The 19,842-nt window shown below is 40.6% G+C and carries 20 protein-coding genes; 17 read left to right on the forward strand and 3 right to left on the reverse strand.

The annotated features are described in order from the left end of the window. Nucleotides 1-258: 258 nt before the first annotated feature. Together J7I96_RS16010 and J7I96_RS16015 are read right to left on the reverse strand one after the other, a co-directional pair. A complete protein-coding gene (locus tag J7I96_RS16010) occupies nt 259-672 on the reverse strand; it encodes a VOC family protein (protein WP_214768229.1) in 414 nt (137 codons plus the stop codon). 61 nt (nt 673-733) lie between these two features. Further along, a complete protein-coding gene (locus J7I96_RS16015; RefSeq protein WP_251025047.1) occupies nt 734-1,201 on the reverse strand; it encodes a DinB family protein in 468 nt (155 codons plus the stop codon). Nucleotides 1,202-1,439: 238 nt separating this feature from the next. Between J7I96_RS16015 and J7I96_RS16020 the strand changes: the two genes are divergently transcribed. Beyond that, nucleotides 1,440-1,856, forward strand: coding sequence for a hypothetical protein (locus J7I96_RS16020; protein WP_251025048.1), 417 nt, complete (start codon nt 1,440-1,442; stop codon nt 1,854-1,856). 196 nt (nt 1,857-2,052) lie between these two features. Further along, a complete protein-coding gene (locus J7I96_RS16025) occupies nt 2,053-2,433 on the forward strand; it encodes a VOC family protein (protein WP_214922801.1) in 381 nt (126 codons plus the stop codon). A 98-nt stretch (nt 2,434-2,531) separates the two neighbouring features. Here the strand turns inward: J7I96_RS16025 and J7I96_RS16030 are convergent, their stop codons facing one another. Continuing rightward, entirely contained in the window at nt 2,532-2,852 is a 321-nt protein-coding gene (locus J7I96_RS16030) for a 2Fe-2S iron-sulfur cluster-binding protein (protein WP_214768230.1), read from the reverse strand. Nucleotides 2,853-3,128: 276 nt separating this feature from the next. Here J7I96_RS16030 and cdaS point away from each other — a divergent pair, with 276 nt between their 5' ends. The 15 genes from cdaS to J7I96_RS16105 all read left to right on the forward strand — a co-directional run bounded on the left by cdaS (nt 3,129) and on the right by J7I96_RS16105 (nt 19,714). Then, the gene (gene cdaS, locus J7I96_RS16035) at nt 3,129-3,749 is read left to right on the forward strand and encodes a sporulation-specific diadenylate cyclase CdaS (protein WP_214768231.1); all 621 of its coding nucleotides are present in this window, start codon (nt 3,129-3,131) and stop codon (nt 3,747-3,749) included. A 267-nt stretch (nt 3,750-4,016) separates the two neighbouring features. Further along, nucleotides 4,017-4,763: a type I methionyl aminopeptidase gene (gene map / locus J7I96_RS16040; protein ID WP_214768232.1), complete on the forward strand. Its 747-nt coding sequence runs from the start codon at nt 4,017-4,019 to the stop codon at nt 4,761-4,763. Between the two features lie 233 nt (nt 4,764-4,996). Further along, nucleotides 4,997-5,752, forward strand: coding sequence for a PadR family transcriptional regulator (locus J7I96_RS28625; RefSeq protein ID WP_048684497.1), 756 nt, complete (start codon nt 4,997-4,999; stop codon nt 5,750-5,752). A 111-nt stretch (nt 5,753-5,863) separates the two neighbouring features. Then, complete coding sequence (locus J7I96_RS16050) at nt 5,864-7,111, forward strand: GTPase family protein (RefSeq protein ID WP_214768233.1); 1,248 nt, start codon at nt 5,864-5,866, stop codon at nt 7,109-7,111. 115 nt (nt 7,112-7,226) lie between these two features. Next, complete coding sequence (locus tag J7I96_RS16055; protein WP_214768234.1) at nt 7,227-8,369, forward strand: acyl-CoA dehydrogenase family protein; 1,143 nt, start codon at nt 7,227-7,229, stop codon at nt 8,367-8,369. Between the two features lie 301 nt (nt 8,370-8,670). Then, nucleotides 8,671-9,861: a sensor histidine kinase gene (locus J7I96_RS16060; RefSeq protein WP_214922799.1), complete on the forward strand. Its 1,191-nt coding sequence runs from the start codon at nt 8,671-8,673 to the stop codon at nt 9,859-9,861. 109 nt (nt 9,862-9,970) lie between these two features. Continuing rightward, nucleotides 9,971-11,959, forward strand: a complete 1,989-nt coding sequence (locus J7I96_RS16065; protein ID WP_214768236.1) for an acetoacetate--CoA ligase — start codon at nt 9,971-9,973, stop codon at nt 11,957-11,959. 213 nt (nt 11,960-12,172) lie between these two features. Beyond that, nucleotides 12,173-12,766 carry a TetR/AcrR family transcriptional regulator gene (locus J7I96_RS16070; RefSeq protein WP_214768237.1) on the forward strand — a complete coding sequence of 198 codons (594 nt, stop codon included), beginning with the start codon at nt 12,173-12,175 and terminating at the stop codon, nt 12,764-12,766. Between the two features lie 108 nt (nt 12,767-12,874). Next, on the forward strand, nt 12,875-13,198 hold the full coding sequence (locus J7I96_RS16075; RefSeq protein WP_214768238.1) for a putative quinol monooxygenase: 324 nt from the start codon (nt 12,875-12,877) through the stop codon (nt 13,196-13,198). A gap of 73 nt (nt 13,199-13,271) precedes the next feature. Then, nucleotides 13,272-13,814 (forward strand): NADPH-dependent FMN reductase, encoded by a 543-nt coding sequence (locus J7I96_RS16080; protein WP_214768239.1) that lies wholly within the window; start codon nt 13,272-13,274, stop codon nt 13,812-13,814. 330 nt (nt 13,815-14,144) lie between these two features. Then, nucleotides 14,145-15,137 (forward strand): thiamine pyrophosphate-dependent dehydrogenase E1 component subunit alpha, encoded by a 993-nt coding sequence (locus tag J7I96_RS16085; RefSeq protein WP_214768240.1) that lies wholly within the window; start codon nt 14,145-14,147, stop codon nt 15,135-15,137. Between the two features lie 21 nt (nt 15,138-15,158). Beyond that, nucleotides 15,159-16,193 (forward strand): alpha-ketoacid dehydrogenase subunit beta, encoded by a 1,035-nt coding sequence (locus tag J7I96_RS16090; RefSeq protein WP_098936477.1) that lies wholly within the window; start codon nt 15,159-15,161, stop codon nt 16,191-16,193. A gap of 105 nt (nt 16,194-16,298) precedes the next feature. Beyond that, entirely contained in the window at nt 16,299-17,519 is a 1,221-nt protein-coding gene (locus tag J7I96_RS16095) for a dihydrolipoamide acetyltransferase family protein (protein ID WP_214768241.1), read from the forward strand. A 16-nt stretch (nt 17,520-17,535) separates the two neighbouring features. Continuing rightward, nucleotides 17,536-18,918 carry a dihydrolipoyl dehydrogenase gene (gene lpdA, locus J7I96_RS16100; protein ID WP_214768242.1) on the forward strand — a complete coding sequence of 461 codons (1,383 nt, stop codon included), beginning with the start codon at nt 17,536-17,538 and terminating at the stop codon, nt 18,916-18,918. 19 nt (nt 18,919-18,937) lie between these two features. Continuing rightward, nucleotides 18,938-19,714 (forward strand): acetoin reductase, encoded by a 777-nt coding sequence (locus J7I96_RS16105; protein ID WP_214922798.1) that lies wholly within the window; start codon nt 18,938-18,940, stop codon nt 19,712-19,714. Nucleotides 19,715-19,842 lie beyond the last annotated feature (128 nt).

Raw genomic sequence — 19,842 nt, forward strand, 5'->3', positions numbered from 1 at the left:
TAAACTTGCCATTATCAAGGAATTACGATTATTCAATAAGATTAAACATCTTGAAGGTACATATACTATACACCAATTATCATGACCAAAGAAAATGGTGTAAGGTTAGGGTGCGTTTGTGTATTTTAATCGATCATTAAACTAAGCCCATTAATCCTTTGTTTGTTTGTTACAATATTCTTGCCTCAGGGTGATGGAAATACAAAAGGATATAGAAACTTCTCACCCGTGAAAAGTCCTATATCCAAAATTCGTTTCTCAGCTTTCGAAGTTAAATTGCCATTGGATTCCGAATCTATCGGTTAACTGACCGTAAATTTTACTCCAGAATGTTTCTTGCAGCTCTACACCAACAGTCCCGCCTTCACTTAGTTTGTTAAAGATCGATTTAATTTCCTCCACATCATTACCGACATATGCCAGGCTGATATTATTTCCTTCTACAAAAGGCATACCAGGAAAAGTATCTGAAAACATGATATTGCTTCCATTGATAGTCAGCCTTGTATGCATGACTAAATCTTTCGCTTCTTCTGGAAGGGGAAATTCCGGATTAGGCGGTGTTTCACCAAAGGTCATGATATTCGGTTGTTCCGTTCCAAAAATCTCCGCATAGAACTCTACCGCTTGTCGACAATTTCCATTAAAATTAAGATATGCATCAACTGTCATGTGTCTCACTCCTATTTTCTTATTAATTTTTCTTTGCTCCAATTTATTACTTAATGCATGATTATCTTACGAAAAATTCAGGTGGTTCAATTCCAAGCGTTCTAAGATAAATATAGCCTTGTCCCCTATGGTGGATCTCATTTTCCAGGGCATATTGAAGTCTATCAAAGTGGCTTTGTGAGGGACCGAAAAAAGGATCCTTTTCAACGACTCCAAGCGTTTCCTCGGTCATTTCCTCCCACAATTTCCTCGTCTCAACCCTTACTGCTTCGCATGCTGATATCAGGTCTTCTTTGGTGGAAATTACCGAAAAGGAATCTGGAAACTCCCAAATACCCAGTGCAATTCCACGCATATATCCAGTCTCAATGTTCATGACTTCTTTAACCATTTCTGCGAAAGGGCGAAGCTTCCCGGCCGGTGTATAATGAAATAATTCCTTTTCAGGGAAAGCTTCAACCACCCGCAACGTCAATCTCCTGTTGCCTTCCAATATATTTAACAAATCCTCTTTCGAAAGAACCACCATTTCACTCTCCTTTGATCAATACTCTGTATAAAAGTTCTGTGAAAAATCGAAAAGTCCTGCAAATTCCTGAATATAAAGAATGCATAGCTTTTTTTAATAAACAATGGAGCAATTCCATTAATGTATAATTAACCAATAGATAAAGTAAAAAGGGGAAATGTCATATGTTCGGTTCCTTAAATAAAACTAAATTAATAAAAAATGATTTAAAAGGCATTGCGAAATTAATGTTCAGGATGTGTCAGAAGACACTTGGGATCAAGAGAACCTAACAAAGAGAAATTTAGATTTTACTATTGAAAGCATTCGTCATATAGATGCTTATACGAAAAGATTAAGCATTACTCAAATGGGTAGGGAACTTTTAAAGAATCATTTTGATAATTTTGCGGTGAGGATAGGTGCGTATATTGGAGAAGTTATAAAAAGGAATATAAATCAAGATTATAAAAGGTATGAATATGATTCTGTATATCATTTTTCTTCTGCACTTGATGAAGTGAATAGGGGCATTAAAACAGAGATTGTTCTTTACTCCAAAAAGAGAGATAGAGTTATAATGCCATTGAATGTGGTAGCTCAACATCTGGAAGGGAATCCGGCACATACAGATTTCTTGGAATATGTAGAAGAAACAATTAAGCGAAATTCGTAATAGATATCTGCTTTCCTTAAACAATTGAGTTGTTTTCAAGAACATTCCCAAAAGAGGGAAAATTCAATTTTTGTAAATATTGATTAAAACTTTCATTTATTATACGATTTAATCAGTTATATTTTCCCAACCAGCAAGATGCTTATACATAAACGATTCAATTAATAACGGAACCAGCAGAAAGGGAGAGAAGCCAATGATTAATAAAGTCGGTCAAATTATGTTATACGTTAATAACCAAGATGAGTCATTGAAATTTTGGACGGAAAAATTCGGATTTAGCGTACTTTCTGAAGAAGATAACGGCCAAGGGTTAAGATGGATTGAAATAGCACCAACAAAGGATGCACAAACGAGCATCATCCTGCATAATAAGGAATTCATTGCTAAAATGCAGCCTGAATTAAATCTAGCTACACCATCATTAATGTTTTACTCGGATAATCTTGATGAATTATATAAAGACTTTTCGGAGAAGAATATCAAAGTGGGAGAACTTGTAAATATGCCTTCTGGAAGAGTCTTCAATTTTGCTGATAATGAAGATAATTACTTTGCGGTCATGGAAAAGAAGTAAATCATTTAGCTAAAGATAAAAAACATCAAAACGACTAGAAAAAATATTTTTAGTCGTTTTGATGTTTTTCGATAAAACAACACTCTTTATGAAACTATTTAGCCTTCAGGCCTTGGCCCAGCAGGAAGTCCAGAGTTCTCAACCGTTTTGATCGGCCGAATTGTTATGTCTCCATTCACGTAAATTTGACAAGATAAACGCAAATGATCTTCCATTCCTTTTTCCTCAAAGACCTTTTTTTCTTTATGTGTGACCTCCAAAAAATCACCTGCCAATATTTCCACTCTGCAAGTTGTACACTTAGCTTTCCCACCGCATCGGTGGAGAATATTTATCCCGTTATCTTCCAATGCCAATACTAATTTTTTTCCCATTTCAACTTCAAACGTTCCTTGGTCAAATACTGTTACATAAGGCATCTAATACCACCTCTTATTATAGGATATCCATCAACAGGTCATTAATATATCTATTCTTTTACCTTGTCCATATGACATAAAAAAATGTGAAGTCACTGCTGATTGATAGTAAGGATGAATAATTAATTATCGTGAAGACAAACTTTAAGTACATTCTTCATAATTATTAATGTAAAAAGGGATAAATAGAGCTAGGGAAAATAAGAATGGTCTTATAGTGGGAATTAAAATCCATTGAAAAAAAAGAGTCGAATCATTAAAGGGAGGTGCATGCCTGTGAATAATGGCCATTGTGATTTTTCACCAATGAAACAAACGTTAAAAGAGGAGATACGTCAAGTAATATCGGCATTACAGGATAACTTAGAAGCAATGGGTGATGAAAATTATTGTCTTCTTGGAAATTTTGAGAAAATAAAGGATAAATTCATATACATTGATATGAAAGCAGCAACATTTTATTTAAACTGTTATTTGTCCCCGTTTACGGACAAATATCCGGAATTATCAACTTGTGTTCAAAATTTATCGAATTTGAGACATGGCGGGTTGATTGTGATTCAACGGGGAGATTCCCTTGGTTCATTGATTCAACCCGGTATTTCAATAGGAGCGGAGTTAACCCATTCTTTATTGGAATCGATTTTTTTTCCTGGAAATCCACTGCATGATGGAGCCGTTTTGGTTAGTCAGAACCAGATTGTTTCCGCAGCAAATGTCCTTCCGCTTTCGGACAGGTCAACCGGGGGAAAAAAACTGGGAACTCGCCACCGCTCTGCTTTGGGTTTATCTGAACGGAGTGATGCCCTTGTATTGGTAGTATCAGAGGAAACAGGAAGAGTTTCATTTGCATTGAATGGGAAACTGTACCCAATTAATACACACGGGCCTATATAGAATTATTAAGATTTAAGTCACAGGGTAATTATCATGTTCCAGGGCATTCACCCCTGGAATATTCAATCGCGTAAATAAGTAATCGCTGGATCTTTTTAGGCTTTTGTAATTTTGCTTATTTTATCAGAATTACAGGTACAGAAAATTTCATGACTTAATCAACCCGGTGATTTTTACCGGGTTTTTGGTTGCTTTTTATATAAAAAAAGGCATATGATAAATAAGGAGTCTCAAGCAGATAAGTTATAAAACGAAAGAGGATTTTACATGATAACCATTAAAAGTGAACGAGAAATAAATTTGATGCATGAAGCGGGCAAACTTCTTGCTGCGACGCATAGAGAAATTGCAAAAATGATAAAACCGGGAATCACGACTTGGGAAATCGAGGAATTTGTCGATCAATACTTGGCAGAGCATGGTGCTACACCTGAACAAAAGGGTTATAACGGCTATAAATATGCAACATGTGCCTCAGTGAATGACGTGATTTGTCACGGGTTTCCGCAAAAGAAAGCCCTAAAAGAGGGAGACATCGTCACGATCGATATGGTGGTGAACCTTAACGGCGGTTTGGCGGATTCAGCTTGGACATATGCAGTCGGAGAAGTTTCCGATGAAGCTCGGCGCTTAATGGATGTAACCAAGAATGCTTTATACAGAGGCATTGAAGTTGCACGGGCAGGAAACCGTCTCGGGGACATCGGTCATGCAATCCAGTCATATGCAGAAGGTGAAAAGTTTTCTGTTGTCCGCGATTTTACAGGACACGGAATCGGCAAAACCATGCACGAGGACCCTACCGTCCTACATTATGGTAAGCCAGGTAAAGGTGCCCGTTTAAAAGAGGGCATGGTCATCACGATCGAGCCTATGCTGAATGCAGGCACATGGCATATGAAAATGGACCAAGACGGCTGGACGGCGAGAACGGCAGATGGAAAGCTTTCCGCCCAATATGAACATACCCTCGTCATTACAAAAGAAGATCCGATCATTTTAACGGAACAGTAAGCAAAAAGAAGGAACGGCCTTATCATAGGCCGTTCCTTCTTTTTGTGTTTTAAACTATTTCACAATAAACCTCGACAGAATATTCAGAATTTCCCCATCCCACAATAGATCGAATCCAAAAAATTAGTACTAGGCAGTTTGGCATTAAAAACTTTACTATTATGTGGCAGCACAGGATAATAAGGGGAAGGAAGAAATATTTAATTATATACAGTATTAAGGGGGGAATGACTGTGAAGAAAGGGGAGAAACTGTCTGCGACGGTTGAAACCGTTGGGTTGAGCCAGCGCGAATTTTTAACGATTTTCCTACTTCACTCTTTAAGGATAAAAGCGAATTATCCAAGGGCGATTCACCAGGACCTGAAAAATACGTTCACTGGAAAAGTGCATAGCTATGACTATTTATGTAAAATATCGAATACGCTAGTCGAATCCAATCATTTATCATTATATACGAATAAGGGAAGAAATTATTATCAAATAACGGAAAAAGGCAAAGAGCTTTACATATGGTATCAAGAAAATTTCCTGGAACGGTTTTCCGAAGTGAAAAAGGTCATTGATCGCTTCATGTTCGATTTAAGGGGATCTGGTGAAAACCCACCGGTTGTAAATGAGCTTCCAGAAGAATACAGGTCTTATTTCTCGAAAATAATATCGGTGAAGGACCTTGTCCGTTATGTAACTTTAAAAGCCGCTTTCACTAAGAAACCCATTTATATGGGGGAAATTGGCGATCTGCTTAAAAATCAGTTCGGCTGGATCGCTTCAAATGGCTATTTATACGATTTATCTCATGAAATGGAAGAGAACGGCCTACTTGTCGGCAGGTGGGAAAGTGAAAAACGAACTAAACGGTATTTACGAATAACCGATGAAGGACAGCATCATTACAAACAGATTGCGGATTCTGCGGCCTTTCAAGTCCAGGAAATTCAAAAATACATGGCCAGTGTCGTTATGTTCTTAAAAGAAAAGAGTTATTGATTAGAGAAATGGAGCCCCTTAATTTGCAAGGAGAATGAAGTTACATGCTTAAATTAAATTGCTCAAGGGTAAATGTTACTTAAGACACTTCTTAAAAAGGGGGAATGGGTGATGGCGGAAAAACAAGATGAAAGGGGAAGCATATTCAGTTTCATTAAAGGCCAGGTAGATAAGCTCCCAATTTCACAATCGAAAAAGACCAAAATGCTCGACCAGCTCTTAAAGCTGAAAACGATGACTGTTGATGCAAGGGAACCCCGAATTGCTCTTGTCGGAAGGAGAGGGTCTGGAAAATCCTCACTGATCAATGCGATGTTTGGTCAGGAACGGCAATATGTCAGTTCCGTTAAATCTGGAACGGGTAAGGGGAAATGGTTATGGTACCCGAGTGATGCCGAACCCAAAATTCGTTTACTGGACTCACGGGGGCTGGGTGAGAGTGAAGCTCCTACGGAAGAGTTCGAAGAAGATACACCATTGGATGAATTGATAAAAGCGGTGACTGAAGAACAACCTGATGTGTTTCTTTTCTTAATTAAAGCAAAAGAAGCGGATTCACGTATTGAAGAAGATTTACAAGAATTGAATAAGCTGCGCAAGATCGTTAAAGAGAATCACCATTATGATGTACCTGTCATCTGTGTGGTCACACAAGTGGATGAATTAGATCCGCCACATTATAAACAAGTACCTTTTGATGCCAATCCTAAGAAAAAAAAGAATATTGATGAAGCCATCGCATTGATGTCAAAACGATTTAAAGATAGTGAAATACCACTTTTGAACATAATTCCTACTTGTTCGTATATTGACTTTGATGAAAGCGGAAATATTGAATATGATATGCGTTGGAACATAGATTTGCTTTCAGATTACTTAATTGAGGCCTTACCCAGTGAAGCGAAGCTGAAGACTGCCAAAGCGATGCAGAGCCAATTCGTAAAGAAGAAATTCGCGCGGACGATAGTGGGAACGTTTACGGCAATCGCAGGTCTAATAGGTGCAGAGCCAATACCTTTTGCCGATTTTCCCATTTTGACCGGCATTCAGGGTTTGATGATTGTGGTGATAGGTTTTATTGCGGATAAAGAAATCAATACGAAAACGGCAAGTGAATTCATTGCAGCGTTAGGAATCAATGTTGGCATCGGGCTCCTTGTCAGGGAAGGTGTCAGGGCTGCAGTCCGTTTCATCCCAGGAGCTGGTCTAGTCGTTTCCGGTGCGGTAGCGGGCGCCGTCACTTATGGAATCGGGCAAGCCGCGATAGCTTACTTTCTCGAAAACAAAAATATTGATCAGGCGAAGGAGGCTTACAAGAACGCGAACAAAGAATATAAAAATGAAGACATTGACTCTTAATGTGCAGATTCGAACCATAAACTACACTAAGGTGATATGATAAAGTGGAGTTAGCAGTTCTGTTCTGCTGCTGGATGGTTTAAGATTTTTGTTTACTAGAGGAGGGATGATCTTCATGTCGTTTTTTCAATCACAGAAGCAAAAACAATATATACAAAAATTAGAGGCGGCGATTCAGTCCTTTACCGGCCGATCTGAGGCACTTGATGATTCAAAGGGATTTCCTTATGAAAACATTCAGGAGTTAAAGGAATTCGGATACCCCCAATTAACTTTAGCTAAAGAGCATGGCGGATATGGCGGTTCCTTATATGATTTTCTCCTATGCCAAGAAAAAATAGCTCAATATTGCGGCCCAACAGCCTTAGGAATAGGCTGGCATGTCGGAACGGTACTTTCCTTATCCGAGAAGAGACCTTGGGAAAAAGGAGTCATGAAAGAATTGTATGATGAAGTGTCGAAAGGTGCACTAATCAATACGGCAGCTTCTGAGGCTGGAACGGGGAGTCCGACGCGCGGAGGCCGACCGGAAACCATTGCGATCAAAAAGGGGAATCAATGGAATTTGAATGGCAGAAAGACTTTCACTACACTCTCTCCCGTCCTAGATATTTTTCTCGTAACGGCATGGGTTCCCGAGGATGAGCGACTTGGCACATTTTTAGTTCATCGTGATGTAAAGGGTGTAAGTATAGAAGAAACTTGGGATATGATTTCCATGCAGGGGACAGGAAGTCATGATTTGGTGTTAAATGATGTCAGCCTCCCTGAAAAGTATTATGTCATGAAAAGCAATCCTGGCGAAAAAAGAAAACCTGAAGCGTGGCTATTACATATACCGGCTTGCTACTTGGGAATCGCAGTGGCTGCCAGAAATTACGCAGTCGAATTTGCGAAAACCTATGCTCCGAATAGCTTACCAGGACCAATTAGGGACCTTCCGAATGTTCAACGTACAATTGGGGAGATTGAACTGGAATTGGGTGAAGCACACCATTTCCTCTACTCTGTCGCAGAAAAATGGGTGCGGCAGCCTGAAGATCATGATGAATTATCGAAGCAATTGGGGGCAGTTAAGTTATCGGTCGTCAACAAATCGATTTCCATCGTCGATAAAGCGATGAGAGTCGTCGGAGCCAAAAGTTTACAACGAAACAATCCCCTGCAACGCTACTACAGGGATGTACGCGCAGGACTCCATAATCCTCCGATGGATGATGCAACAATCACCATGCTCGCAAAATCAGCTCTTTATTAAATTCTTATTCAAATATTTTTTTGATGGCACTGAAATGATCGTTTCAGTGTTTTTTTCATGTTCATATTTCAGCCCTCAATCATCCGCTTTCTTTGTTGGTCCCGCTAACTGCCTCTTTTTTTAGTCCCCATGTTAATTTAACTAGCTTATCATTCTCTATCTTGATATGATTGATATATCTGTCTAAATCTTCGAAAAATATCGAAAGTTCGGTGTAAAAATGAATCTTATGACCAAAGATTTACTGATTAACTTTTTACTTATCCTTTTTCCGATCTTTTTATTGCAAATGAGCTATCTAGTGAAGTACGTATACCGTTTAGATGCATTAAAAGGATCCTTCCTATCGATTTTCCCTATTCTTTCACTTGTTCTATGCATGTTATTTCCCGTTGTTATAGAAGAAGATTTTGTTTGGGATCTTAGATGGATCCCTTTTCTATTAGGCGGTTTATATGGAGGCTATCGGTTAGGAATCATATTGATAGTCACCACTCTTGTTATCCGCTATTTATCAGGGGGTGATAATGGATTTTATATATCATGCATCACTTTTCCACTTGTGGGTGTTTCCTTGTTTTTTATATCTAAATACTATTTGAAACTCTCTGTCAGCAAAAAAATTCTCATGGGTATATCATTAATCTTCATTGTCCATATTCTCACGCAGTTTATTTCAACAGTAGTATTTGAACTTACTATCGGCATAAGTCTATGGAAACAATACTTCACGATCCAAGTCATTGGAATTGTTGTTGTAATCTTACTATGGGAGGTCATTCTCACTAATTTTCAGGTTCTCGAAAAATTAGTGAAAGCGGAAAAATTGCAAATCGTTAGTCATCTGGCTGCAAGCATATCTCATGAAGTCAGAAATCCCCTTACAGTCACCAGGGGCTATATACAAATGTTAAGCGAAGACGTTTCTTCCCATACTAAGGTCAGATATGCAAATATTGCACTGAAGGAATTGGATCGGGCCACGGATGTCATTAATGATTATTTGACGTTTGCTTCCATAAGCCCTGAAAACACGGAGCGATTAAGGGTATCGGAGGAAATTCAGCATGTCGTTAACAGCATAAAACCCCTGGCTAACAATAATGGAACAGAATTGAAATTATCCTTATTCGAAGATGGAGCTTATTATATCATGGGGGAAAGGAAGAAATTCCAACAGAGTTTGTTCAATATCTTAAAGAATGGCATAGAGTCGATGGACCATGATGGCAAAATATACATAGATTTGATTCATGCTGCCTCCACCATCCAAATCAAGATCCAAGATCAGGGAGTTGGAATGACACAGGAACAAATATATCGTTTAGGTGAGCCTTACTTCACGACAAAAAATAAAGGGACGGGATTGGGCATGATGGTTTCATATAGCGTTATCAAAAGCATGGATGGTACGGTACATGTGTCAAGTGTACAAGGGAAAGGGACATGTTTCTCCATTAACCTGCCCATACATAAATACGAGCCTGCTTGAGTTAAGTGTAAATTGACAGTTTTAAAACTCATAGATTACAATTTAATTAAATTACCAATTATTATGAAATAATTCAATGACGCATTTGATACCTAAGGGAGATGATTGAATGAAATCGCTTACAGATGGACAAATCATTTGGGAACCGACAAAGGAACAAATCGAGCAAACGGTATTGACGCAATATGTGAAATGGTTAAAAGAAAAGAAAGGTTTAACATTTCATGATTATCATGAATTATGGAAATGGTCGGTAGATGAACTGGAGCAATTTTGGGCTTCAATTTGGGATTATTGTGATGTAAAAGCCGGCAGGAAATATGACAGGGTTTTAGCGGAGCAATCCATGCCAGGTGCGAAATGGTTCGAGGGGGCAAGGCTTAATTATGCTGAAAATGCATTATTGAATAATCAGGAAGAGAAAACGGCGATATTTTTTCGTTCCGAACATATCAGGCAGCAGGAAGTCAGCTGGAAAGAGCTGAAAGAAAAAGTGGCCTCTGCCGCCCAATCATTAAGGAAACTTGGTGTGAAATCAGGTGACCGTGTTGTTGCCTATATGCCAAACATACCTGAAGCGGTGATAGCTTTCTTGGCAACAGTGAGCATAGGTGCCATCTGGTCCAGTTGTTCACCTGACTTTGGGGCAAGAAGCGTCATAGATCGTTTTAAACAGATTGAACCAGTTGTATTACTGGCGGTTGATGGATATCAGTACAATGGAAATGTATATGATAAAACATCGGTCGTCTCCCAGCTTAAACAGGAATTGGTCACTGTCAAGCATACCGTGCTGGTTCCTTACATAGAAAAAAAGATTTTGGAAGTGAACCTGGCTGATACAGTTCCTTGGGATGACCTATTAAAAGAAAAGGCAGAATTAACTTTTGAAAGCGTTCCTTTCGATCATCCGCTTTGGATTCTCTATTCATCAGGTACGACCGGGATGCCAAAACCGATTGTACAAGGGCATGGCGGTATATTATTGGAGCATTTCAAATCAACACGAATCCATCAAGGCATGACTTCCGAGGATACCGTATTCTGGTTTACGACGACAGGCTGGATGATGTGGAATCTCCTTATGGGTGGTTTGCTTAATGAAGGGACCATCGTCCTTTATGACGGCAGCCCTTCTTTTCCGAATATGGAGGTTCTTTGGGAATTGGCGGAAGATACAGGCATGACTTTCTTTGGAACAAGTGCACCATTCCTTACGAATTCAATGAAGTTAGGAAACAAGCCTCTGGGAAAATATGATTTATCGAAATTGAAGGCTCTTTTTTCCACTGGAGCTCCATTATCTGGAGACGGTTATAAATGGGTGTATGAAAATGTCAAAAAGGATATCTGGCTAAGTTCATCCAGTGGCGGGACCGATGTATGTGCCGGATTTGTGGGCGGAGTTCCAACATTGCCCGTGAGAATCGGAGAGATACAAGGAAGGGCATTGGGCGTTTGTGCGGAAGCCTTTGATGAGCATGGTCAAACATTGATTAATGAAGTTGGTGAATTGGTCATTACCAAACCGATGCCGTCCATGCCGCTATATTTCTGGAATGATCAAGATGGGACAAGATACTATGAGAGTTATTTCGATACGTATCCTGGCATATGGAAACATGGTGATTGGATAAAGATCGACGACAAGGGCAGCTGTATCATTTATGGACGTTCCGACTCGACCATCAACCGTTCTGGTGTACGGATGGGAACTAGCGATATCTACCGGGTCGTCGAAGTGATAGACGAGGTGATGGAAAGCCTAGTCATTGATAGGGAAGTGCTTGGCCGCGGTTCCTCACTGCTGTTGTTCGTAGTCCTTAAGCCCGGGGAAAGTCTGGATGCAGCATTGACGGCAAAAATCAAGGAACAAATCAGAGGGCATTTATCCCCTCGCTTTATCCCTGACCAAATCCATGTCGTTGGACAAATTCCTAAAACGTTGAACGGAAAAAAGATGGAAGTCCCGATACGTAAAGTGTTATTAGGTTTCGAGTTTGATAAAGTAGTGAATGCAGACTCCATGGGAAATCCAGAATCACTACAGTTTTTTAAAGAATTGGCACTCGAGTTGAATGAGAAAAAAATATTCTAGAATTCAGGCGGAGTCTAAAAGCTCCGTCTTTTATTTGTTTTTCCTGAATGTCCATGGTGTTAAATCCCCCGTAAGGTTCGCTTCTGGATTGGCCTGCCATCTTTAAAAAAATATATACTATTGGAAATATTTTCTTGACAATTAAAAAACAGATGAATAGAATAAAATGGAAAGTCAGTAAGTACTGACAGTCCATTTGGAGGAAGTGAGATCATGAATAGCAGTAATAAGCTTAGTACCGATGATAAGCTGCTGTTGGCGGCAATCGATCTAATTGCAGAGAAAGGGTACAATGGTGTTTCTACTCAGGAAATTGCTGGTTCTGCAGGTTTTAGTGAGAAAACACTATTCCGTCGGTTTGGAAGCAAGCAAAATCTTTTAGAAACGGCATTTGACCGATATCATTATGCTGAAGAGATGACCAAACTTTTTAATGAAGAGCAAATCGTGTGGGATTTGCATTCAGATTTACAACTGATCAGTCGAACATATCATGAAATCATGAATCGTAACCGGAAAATGATAATGATAAGTATCAAGGAAGAAGGCAATTTACCTGGTTTTCGAGAAAAAACACAAAAGCACCCCCGACAGTTACTGGGAATTTTGACAAACTATTTTAACACGATGCATGAAAAAGGAAAACTTATTCCCATAAACCCAGAGCTTCAGGCGTTGTCGTTCATGATGATGAATTTTGGTGCCTTTATGAACGATCTGGATGCCGATGAGAACTATCCAACCGTGTCCCTGGAGGCATTTATCATGGAGAGTGTACAAACATTTACTAGGGCTTTGACTCCCTAGCTTTTCATGAAGAACAATGACGGTCAGTACTGACGCACCTAGGTGATGGGAGGGAATGCCAATTTTTAATAACTAAAAAAATAGAATAAATGACAGGAGATTATGAATATGAAATCAAGTAACACAATAGTATGGATTAATGTATTTACAGCTAAACCAGGCAAACTTGATGAATTGGTTGCTATCCAAGCTGAAGAACTGCTCAATTTCAAGAAGGGATCACAAGGTGTTCCCGGTTGGATCAGCAGCCGTTGGCATCGTTCTGTAGATGATGATAAGGCAATTATGGTAACGACCTTTGAGAGTATTGATTCTCATGAAAATTGGTTAGAAAAAAGTGAATTCAAAGACCATCTTAATAAAATAAACCATCTCATTGAAGATACAGAAGGTGGGTACTACACGTTAGTGGAAGAGATTGAAAATATGTAAATCCATCAACTTATAAAGGTTATATTCTTAAACAATTAATTTGCCAGTCAGTTTTTACGAGGAGGAGAAAACATTGGAAAAATTAAAGATTGGAATTATTTTAGGAAGCACACGAATAGGACGCGTAAGTCCACAAGTGGGAAATTGGGTTAAAGAAATAGCTGATAAACGTGAGGATGCAACTTATGAAATCGTCGATATCGCAGATTTCAAATTGCCGTTTTTTGGAGAAGGCACTGATAAAGAACCAGGATTATTAGCTTGGTCAGAAAAACTCTCTAGCTTGGATGGTTTTGTGTTTATCGTACAAGAATATAATCACAGCATTACAGGGGCATTAAAGAACGCACTTGATTCCGCACGTGATGAATGGAACAACAAAGCTGCGGGCATCGTAAGCTATGGTTCAACTGGCGGAGCCCGTGCAGCCGAACATTTGCGTGGCATCTTAGGGGAATTACTAATTGCGGACGTTCGTGTAAATCCGACATTATCGCTATTTACAGACTTTGAAAACTTCAAAACGTTTAAACCGGCTGATTTACACCTTGGTAATGTCCATGCAATGCTAGATCAAACAATTGCATGGAGCGGTGCACTAAAAAATTTACGTTAAACTTGAAGTTTACTAGTAGGTCCTTCCTCTCTAACCATATAACAAAATTCATGTCAGTAAGTGCTGAAACCTAAATAAAAGGTGCATAATGAGCTTATTCCTCAAGCATGAGCAGGCTGCTTTCCACATTCAAACCCATTGAACTTCAGTTATAAGTGAATTCGGATCGTATATTTTAAACAAAACGAGACAAAACGAGACAGCAATCTCATTTTGTCTCGTTTTGTTTCTGCTGAAAATAGTTAAACTCCTAATTTTACCGCCTCCCATTTTGGCACGACAATTGCAATATATAAGATTGACTTGCTATTACTGATTGGGGGCTGAAAAATGGAAACGGTTCAATCGAATGAAATAAAGTTATCACAGGACAAGGCTTATTGGATGTACAAGAAAATGCTGGAGATCAGAAAATTCGAAGATCAAGTTCATGAATCTTTTGCAAAAGGGATTTTACCTGGGTTTGTCCATTTATATGCAGGGGAAGAAGCGGTTGCTGTTGGTGTATGTGCCCACCTATCCGAAAAGGACAGCATTACAAGCACTCACAGGGGGCATGGCCACTGTATTGCAAAAGAATGCGACCTAAACGGGATGATGGCTGAAATCTATGGGAAAGTGACTGGGCTTTGCAAAGGAAAAGGCGGTTCGATGCATATTGCCGATTTGGATAAGGGGATGTTAGGTGCGAACGGGATAGTCGGCGGAGGCTTTCCGCTCGCATGCGGTGCAGCATTAACTGCCAAGTATAAAAAGACTGATCATGTTAGTGTTTGTTTTTTTGGTGATGGTGCCAATAATCATGGGACATTCCATGAAGGGATAAATCTGGCGGCAATCTGGAAGCTGCCCGTAATATTCATCGCTGAAAATAATGGGTATGGGGAAGCCACGCCTTTCAACTATGCTTCTAGCTGTAAAACGATAGCCGATCGTGCGATAAGCTACAATATCCCGGGTGTCCGGGTGGATGGGAAAGATGTATTGGCCGTGTATAAGGCTGCTGAAGAAGCCGTTCAGAGGGCTCGCAGGGGAGAAGGCCCATCATTGATCGAATGCGTTACTTATCGTAATTATGGCCACTTCGAGGGAGATGCACAGAAATATAAAAAGGAACAAGAAAAAAAGGAACATAAACAAGAGAAAGATGCGATTGCCCTATTCAGGAATTACTTACTGAATCAGAATCTGCTGGCGGAAAAAGAACTGGTTTCTCTTGAGAATGCCGTTGAGGAATCTATTAAACAAGCAGTTAAGTTCAGTGAAGAGAGCCCATATCCAGAAGCGTCCGATTTATTAAACGATGTTTATGTATCTTATTAAACCATAAAAGGAGGAATTGAAATGAGTAGAAAAATCAGTATGTCGCAGGCAATAAATGAAGCAATGGCCATGGCAATGAGAAAAGACGAAAATGTCATCCTTATGGGAGAAGATGTAGCCGGCGGTGCAGAGGTCGATCATTTGCAGGATGACGAAGCATGGGGTGGCGTCTTAGGTGTCACGAAAGGATTGGTTCAAGAATTTGGCCGGGATAGAATTCTTGACACACCCATTGCGGAAGCAGGATATATGGGAGCGGCAATGGCAGCCGCTTCGACAGGCTTGCGACCGATAGCCGAGTTAATGTTCAACGATTTCATTGGCAGCTGTTTGGATGAAGTATTGAATCAAGGTGCGAAATTCCGCTATATGTTTGGCGGTAAAGCACAGGTTCCCGTGACGATCCGTACGATGCATGGTGCAGGGTTCAGGGCTGCAGCTCAGCATTCACAAAGCCTTTATGCCTTGTTCACCAGCATTCCAGGATTGAAGGTCGTCGTTCCCTCATCCCCCTATGACGCAAAAGGGCTTTTACTTTCAGCCATTGAAGATAATGACCCTGTCATCTTTTTTGAAGATAAAACACTATACAACATGGTTGGAGAGGTTCCGGAAGGCTACTATACAATCCCAATCGGCAAAGCCGAAATGAAAAGGAAAGGCTCGGATTTGACGATCGTTGCCATCGGTAAACAAGTTCACACCGCGATGGAGGCTGCTGAAAAACTCACAGCTAAAGGAATTGAAGTTGAGATTGTCGACCCGCGGAGCTTGTCACCACTGGATGAAGAATCGATTCTCTCCTCTGTGGCAAAAACAAATCGTTTGATCGTGATCGATGAAGCGAACCCAAGATGCAGTGTCGCAACGGATATTGCCGCACTGGTGGCGGATAAGGGGTTTGATACGCTCGATGCGCCAATCAAGAGGATTACGGCACCACATACACCTGTCCCTTTTTCTCCACCGCTTGAAGATATTTACCTTCCTACATCAGAAAAAGTGATACAAGCCGTTTCAGAATTATTAGGGGAACCTTCCATTCTAGGGGTGTAAATAAATCCAGATGCATGCTCCAGCTTTTTCGCATAGAACTGCAAAGGTTGGAGCAACAAAAACAATGATGGATAAAACAAACCATTATGAAGGGAGAAATTAGATATGGCTGTCGAAGTGGTAATGCCGAAATTGGGTATGGCAATGAAAGAAGGCACTGTTTCGTTATGGAGTAAGGCTGTTGGGGATCCAGTCCAAAAAGGTGAAGCAATAGCCAGCATCAATTCAGAGAAAATAGAAATGGATATTGAATCTCCAGCGGAAGGTACGATTCTGAATATAGCTGTTCAAGAAGGTCAAGGAGTACCTCCAGGAACCGTTATCTGTCATATCGGAGATCCGAATGAAAAAATAAAGATCGATGAACCTGTTGCTGTAGAGACCCAGTTGAAAATTGATGAACAAGAAAAGACGAAAACAAAAGAGTCCCCCACTTTGCCAATGGGAGATCGATTGATGATCACTCCGGTTGCACGAAAAATGGCACAGGCAGCGAATCTTGACATTGAGATGATTCAAGGCACCGGGCCAGGAGGAAGAATCACTAAAGAAGATGTCCAGAAAGTAATTGAGAAAAGGGATTCCATCCCGGTAAATACAGAAGAAAGAATAGTTCCGCCAAAACCAGCTTTAGAGCGTCAGCAGCAGATTCCTGTTAAGGGAATGAGGAACATCATTGCCAAACGAATGAAAGAGAGCTTGCAAAGCAGTGCCCAATTAACGCTAACGCTGAAAGTTGATGTCACTGATCTAGTCATTTTGCAAAAACAGGCTACAGAAACGCTGCAAAAATATGAATCAACTAAATTGACTATAACGGACTTTGTTGCCAAGGCTGTCGTGCTTTCACTTAAAGAGCACCCTAAAATGAATAGTGCCTATATTGAAGATAACATCATTTTGTATGAGTCTATCCATCTTGGATTAGCGGTGGCCTTGGAGAATGGACTAGTTGTTCCCGTCATAAGAAATGCCGAAAATTGTACCCTAAGACAGTTATCGAATAAGGGGAAGGAGTTGGCCCGGTGTGCACGTGACGGTCAATTGCCAATTGAAGACATGCAAGGTTCCACTTTTACTATCAGTAACCTCGGGGCATATGGCGTTGAGCATTTTACGCCGATTCTCAATACACCGGAAACGGGGATACTCGGAATTGGCTCTGCTTACGATACCCCGCTTTATATTGGCGAAGAATTGGAGAGGAGAACGATCTTGCCACTAAGTTTAACTTTTGATCACCGTGTACTGGACGGGGCACCCGCTGCTGCCTTTTTACAAACACTAAAAAGGTATTTAGAAGAGCCGATCACCGTGATTTTATAGAATAGGAGGGAAAGCCTTGAATCGTATAGTTATTATAGGCGGAGGTCCTGCAGGGTATGTAGCGGCAATCACTGCTGCCCAGCAGGATAAGGAGGTCATATTGGCAGTCGATGGGCCATTGGGGGGAACCTGTTTAAACGAAGGCTGCATGCCAACGAAGTCGTTATTGAAAAGTGCCGATACGTATGACTTGGTGAAAAATGCCGGGCAAATGGGAATTCGCCTTTACCCCCATTCGATTGAAGTCGATTGGGATACCGTACAGGAGCGAAAAAGAGAGGTCATATCTAATCTAGTGAACGGCATTCGATATTTAATGGGTAAGAATAAAATAAAAATCATACAGGGCAGGGCTTCTATCCTTTCAAGCAATCTACTGCGGATCGAGAACGGAAATAAAAATGAAGTGATTGATGCAAGTAAGATCATCATTTCAACGGGTTCTGAACCGATTCCACTCCCTTTTGCGCCGTTTGATGGTGAATGGATCATCCACAGTGGTCATGCCATGTCACTTCCTGCCATTCCCGATTCACTGCTAATTGTCGGAGGCGGCGTCATCGGATGTGAATTTGCCAGCATTTATAGCAGGTTGGGCACCAAGGTTACCGTTATCGAAATGGGGGAAAAGCTGCTTCCTGGGGAAGATGATGATACCACGAGCATACTGCATGACGAATTAATGAACCAAGGCGTTACGATCCATACCTCAACAACTGTCAAAAACATCGATTCAACCAGTAAAACGGTATTTTTGGAAAATGGCGATGGAAAATTGGTAGAAATGATTTCTGATTACGTACTCGTATCAATAGGGAGAAGACCAAGAGTGAATGGAATAGGCTTAGAGGAAAACGATATTGATTTTTCCCGACGTGGCATCTCGGTGGATGATCGAATGCAAACAAGCAATCCATCAATTTATGCTTGCGGTGATGTGATAGGGGGCACCCAACTTGCCCATGTTGCTTTTCATGAAGGGCGTGTGGCGGCCCTGAATGCCTGCGGTCAATTTGCACAAGTGAATTACCGGGCAATCCCTCGCTGCATTTATACCTCCCCCGAGATTGCCAGTGTAGGCTTGACCGAAAAAGAAGCGCGTCAAAAATATGGTGAAATTAAAGTAGGTGAATTCGCTTTTTCGGCAAATGGGAAAGCTGTCCTTTCCAATAAACCGGTAGGAAAGGTCAAAGTGCTAGTGAATCCACAATATAATGAAATTCTGGGTTTTACCATTGTTGGTCAGCATGCAACAGAATTGATTGGACAAGGAACGATCATGCTGCATGCAGAAATAACGGCAGATATGATGGAAGATTTAGTGGCGGCGCATCCAACCTTGTCGGAATCCATACATGAAGCTCTTTTAAATGTTGTAGGTCAAGCTGTGCATTGCTAAAACTGAAGGGGGTATTTGTATGGCTAGCGGTCAACGGATGGCGATAGTCACTGGTGCAGGTCGTGGTATCGGACGTGCCATTGCATTAAGATTAGCTCAAGATGGATTGAATGTGGTCATTAACGACGTCAATCTGGATACGGCCGAATCGGTCGTGAATGAGATAAGGGAACTTGGACGTGAAAGCTACGCCGTTAAAGCGGATGTAAGCAATAGACGGGAAGTATTCGAAATGGTGAATCAAGTTGTGGGACGGTTTGGACAGCTGGATGTCATGGCTTCAAATGCAGGAATTGCGCAAATAAAGCCTCTATTGGAAGTAACTCAAGAAGATCTTGAACAGATTTTCAATATAAATGTAAATGGTGTCCTCTTTTGCCTTCAAGCCGCGGCAGAACAAATGAAAAAGCAAGAAGGCGGGAAAATCATAAGTGCTGCCAGCATCGCCAGTTATAAAGGTTTTAGCTTACTTGGTACATACTCGGCCACAAAATTTGCCGTTAGGGGCATTACACAAGCGGCAGCACAGGAATTGGCCCAGTTCGGCATTACGGTGAATGCATACTGTCCAGGAATTGTCGGAACGCAAATGTGGGATTTAATCGATGAAAAAATGGGTCCATATATGAATCTTGCTAAAGGGGAAACATTTAAAAAGTTCACAGATTCCATAACCCTGGGGCGCCCCGAAACCCCAGAAGATGTCGCGAAATTCGTCTCTTACCTTGCTTCACCGGATTCGGATTATATGACAGGGCAATCCATCATGATTGATGGAGGGGTTATTTTTTCATAAACTATCGCAGTAAATGGTTCGATGGAGAAGCATCATGTGAATGACACATGATGCTTTTTTTTAACTTACTCTATATATTGTAAGCGGATACATAATCTACTATAATTAAAAAGACCTCGAATAACATT

The organism is Bacillus sp. ISL-78, assembly GCF_018613455.1.
Classification (GTDB): domain Bacteria; phylum Bacillota; class Bacilli; order Bacillales; family DSM-1321; genus Peribacillus; species Peribacillus frigoritolerans.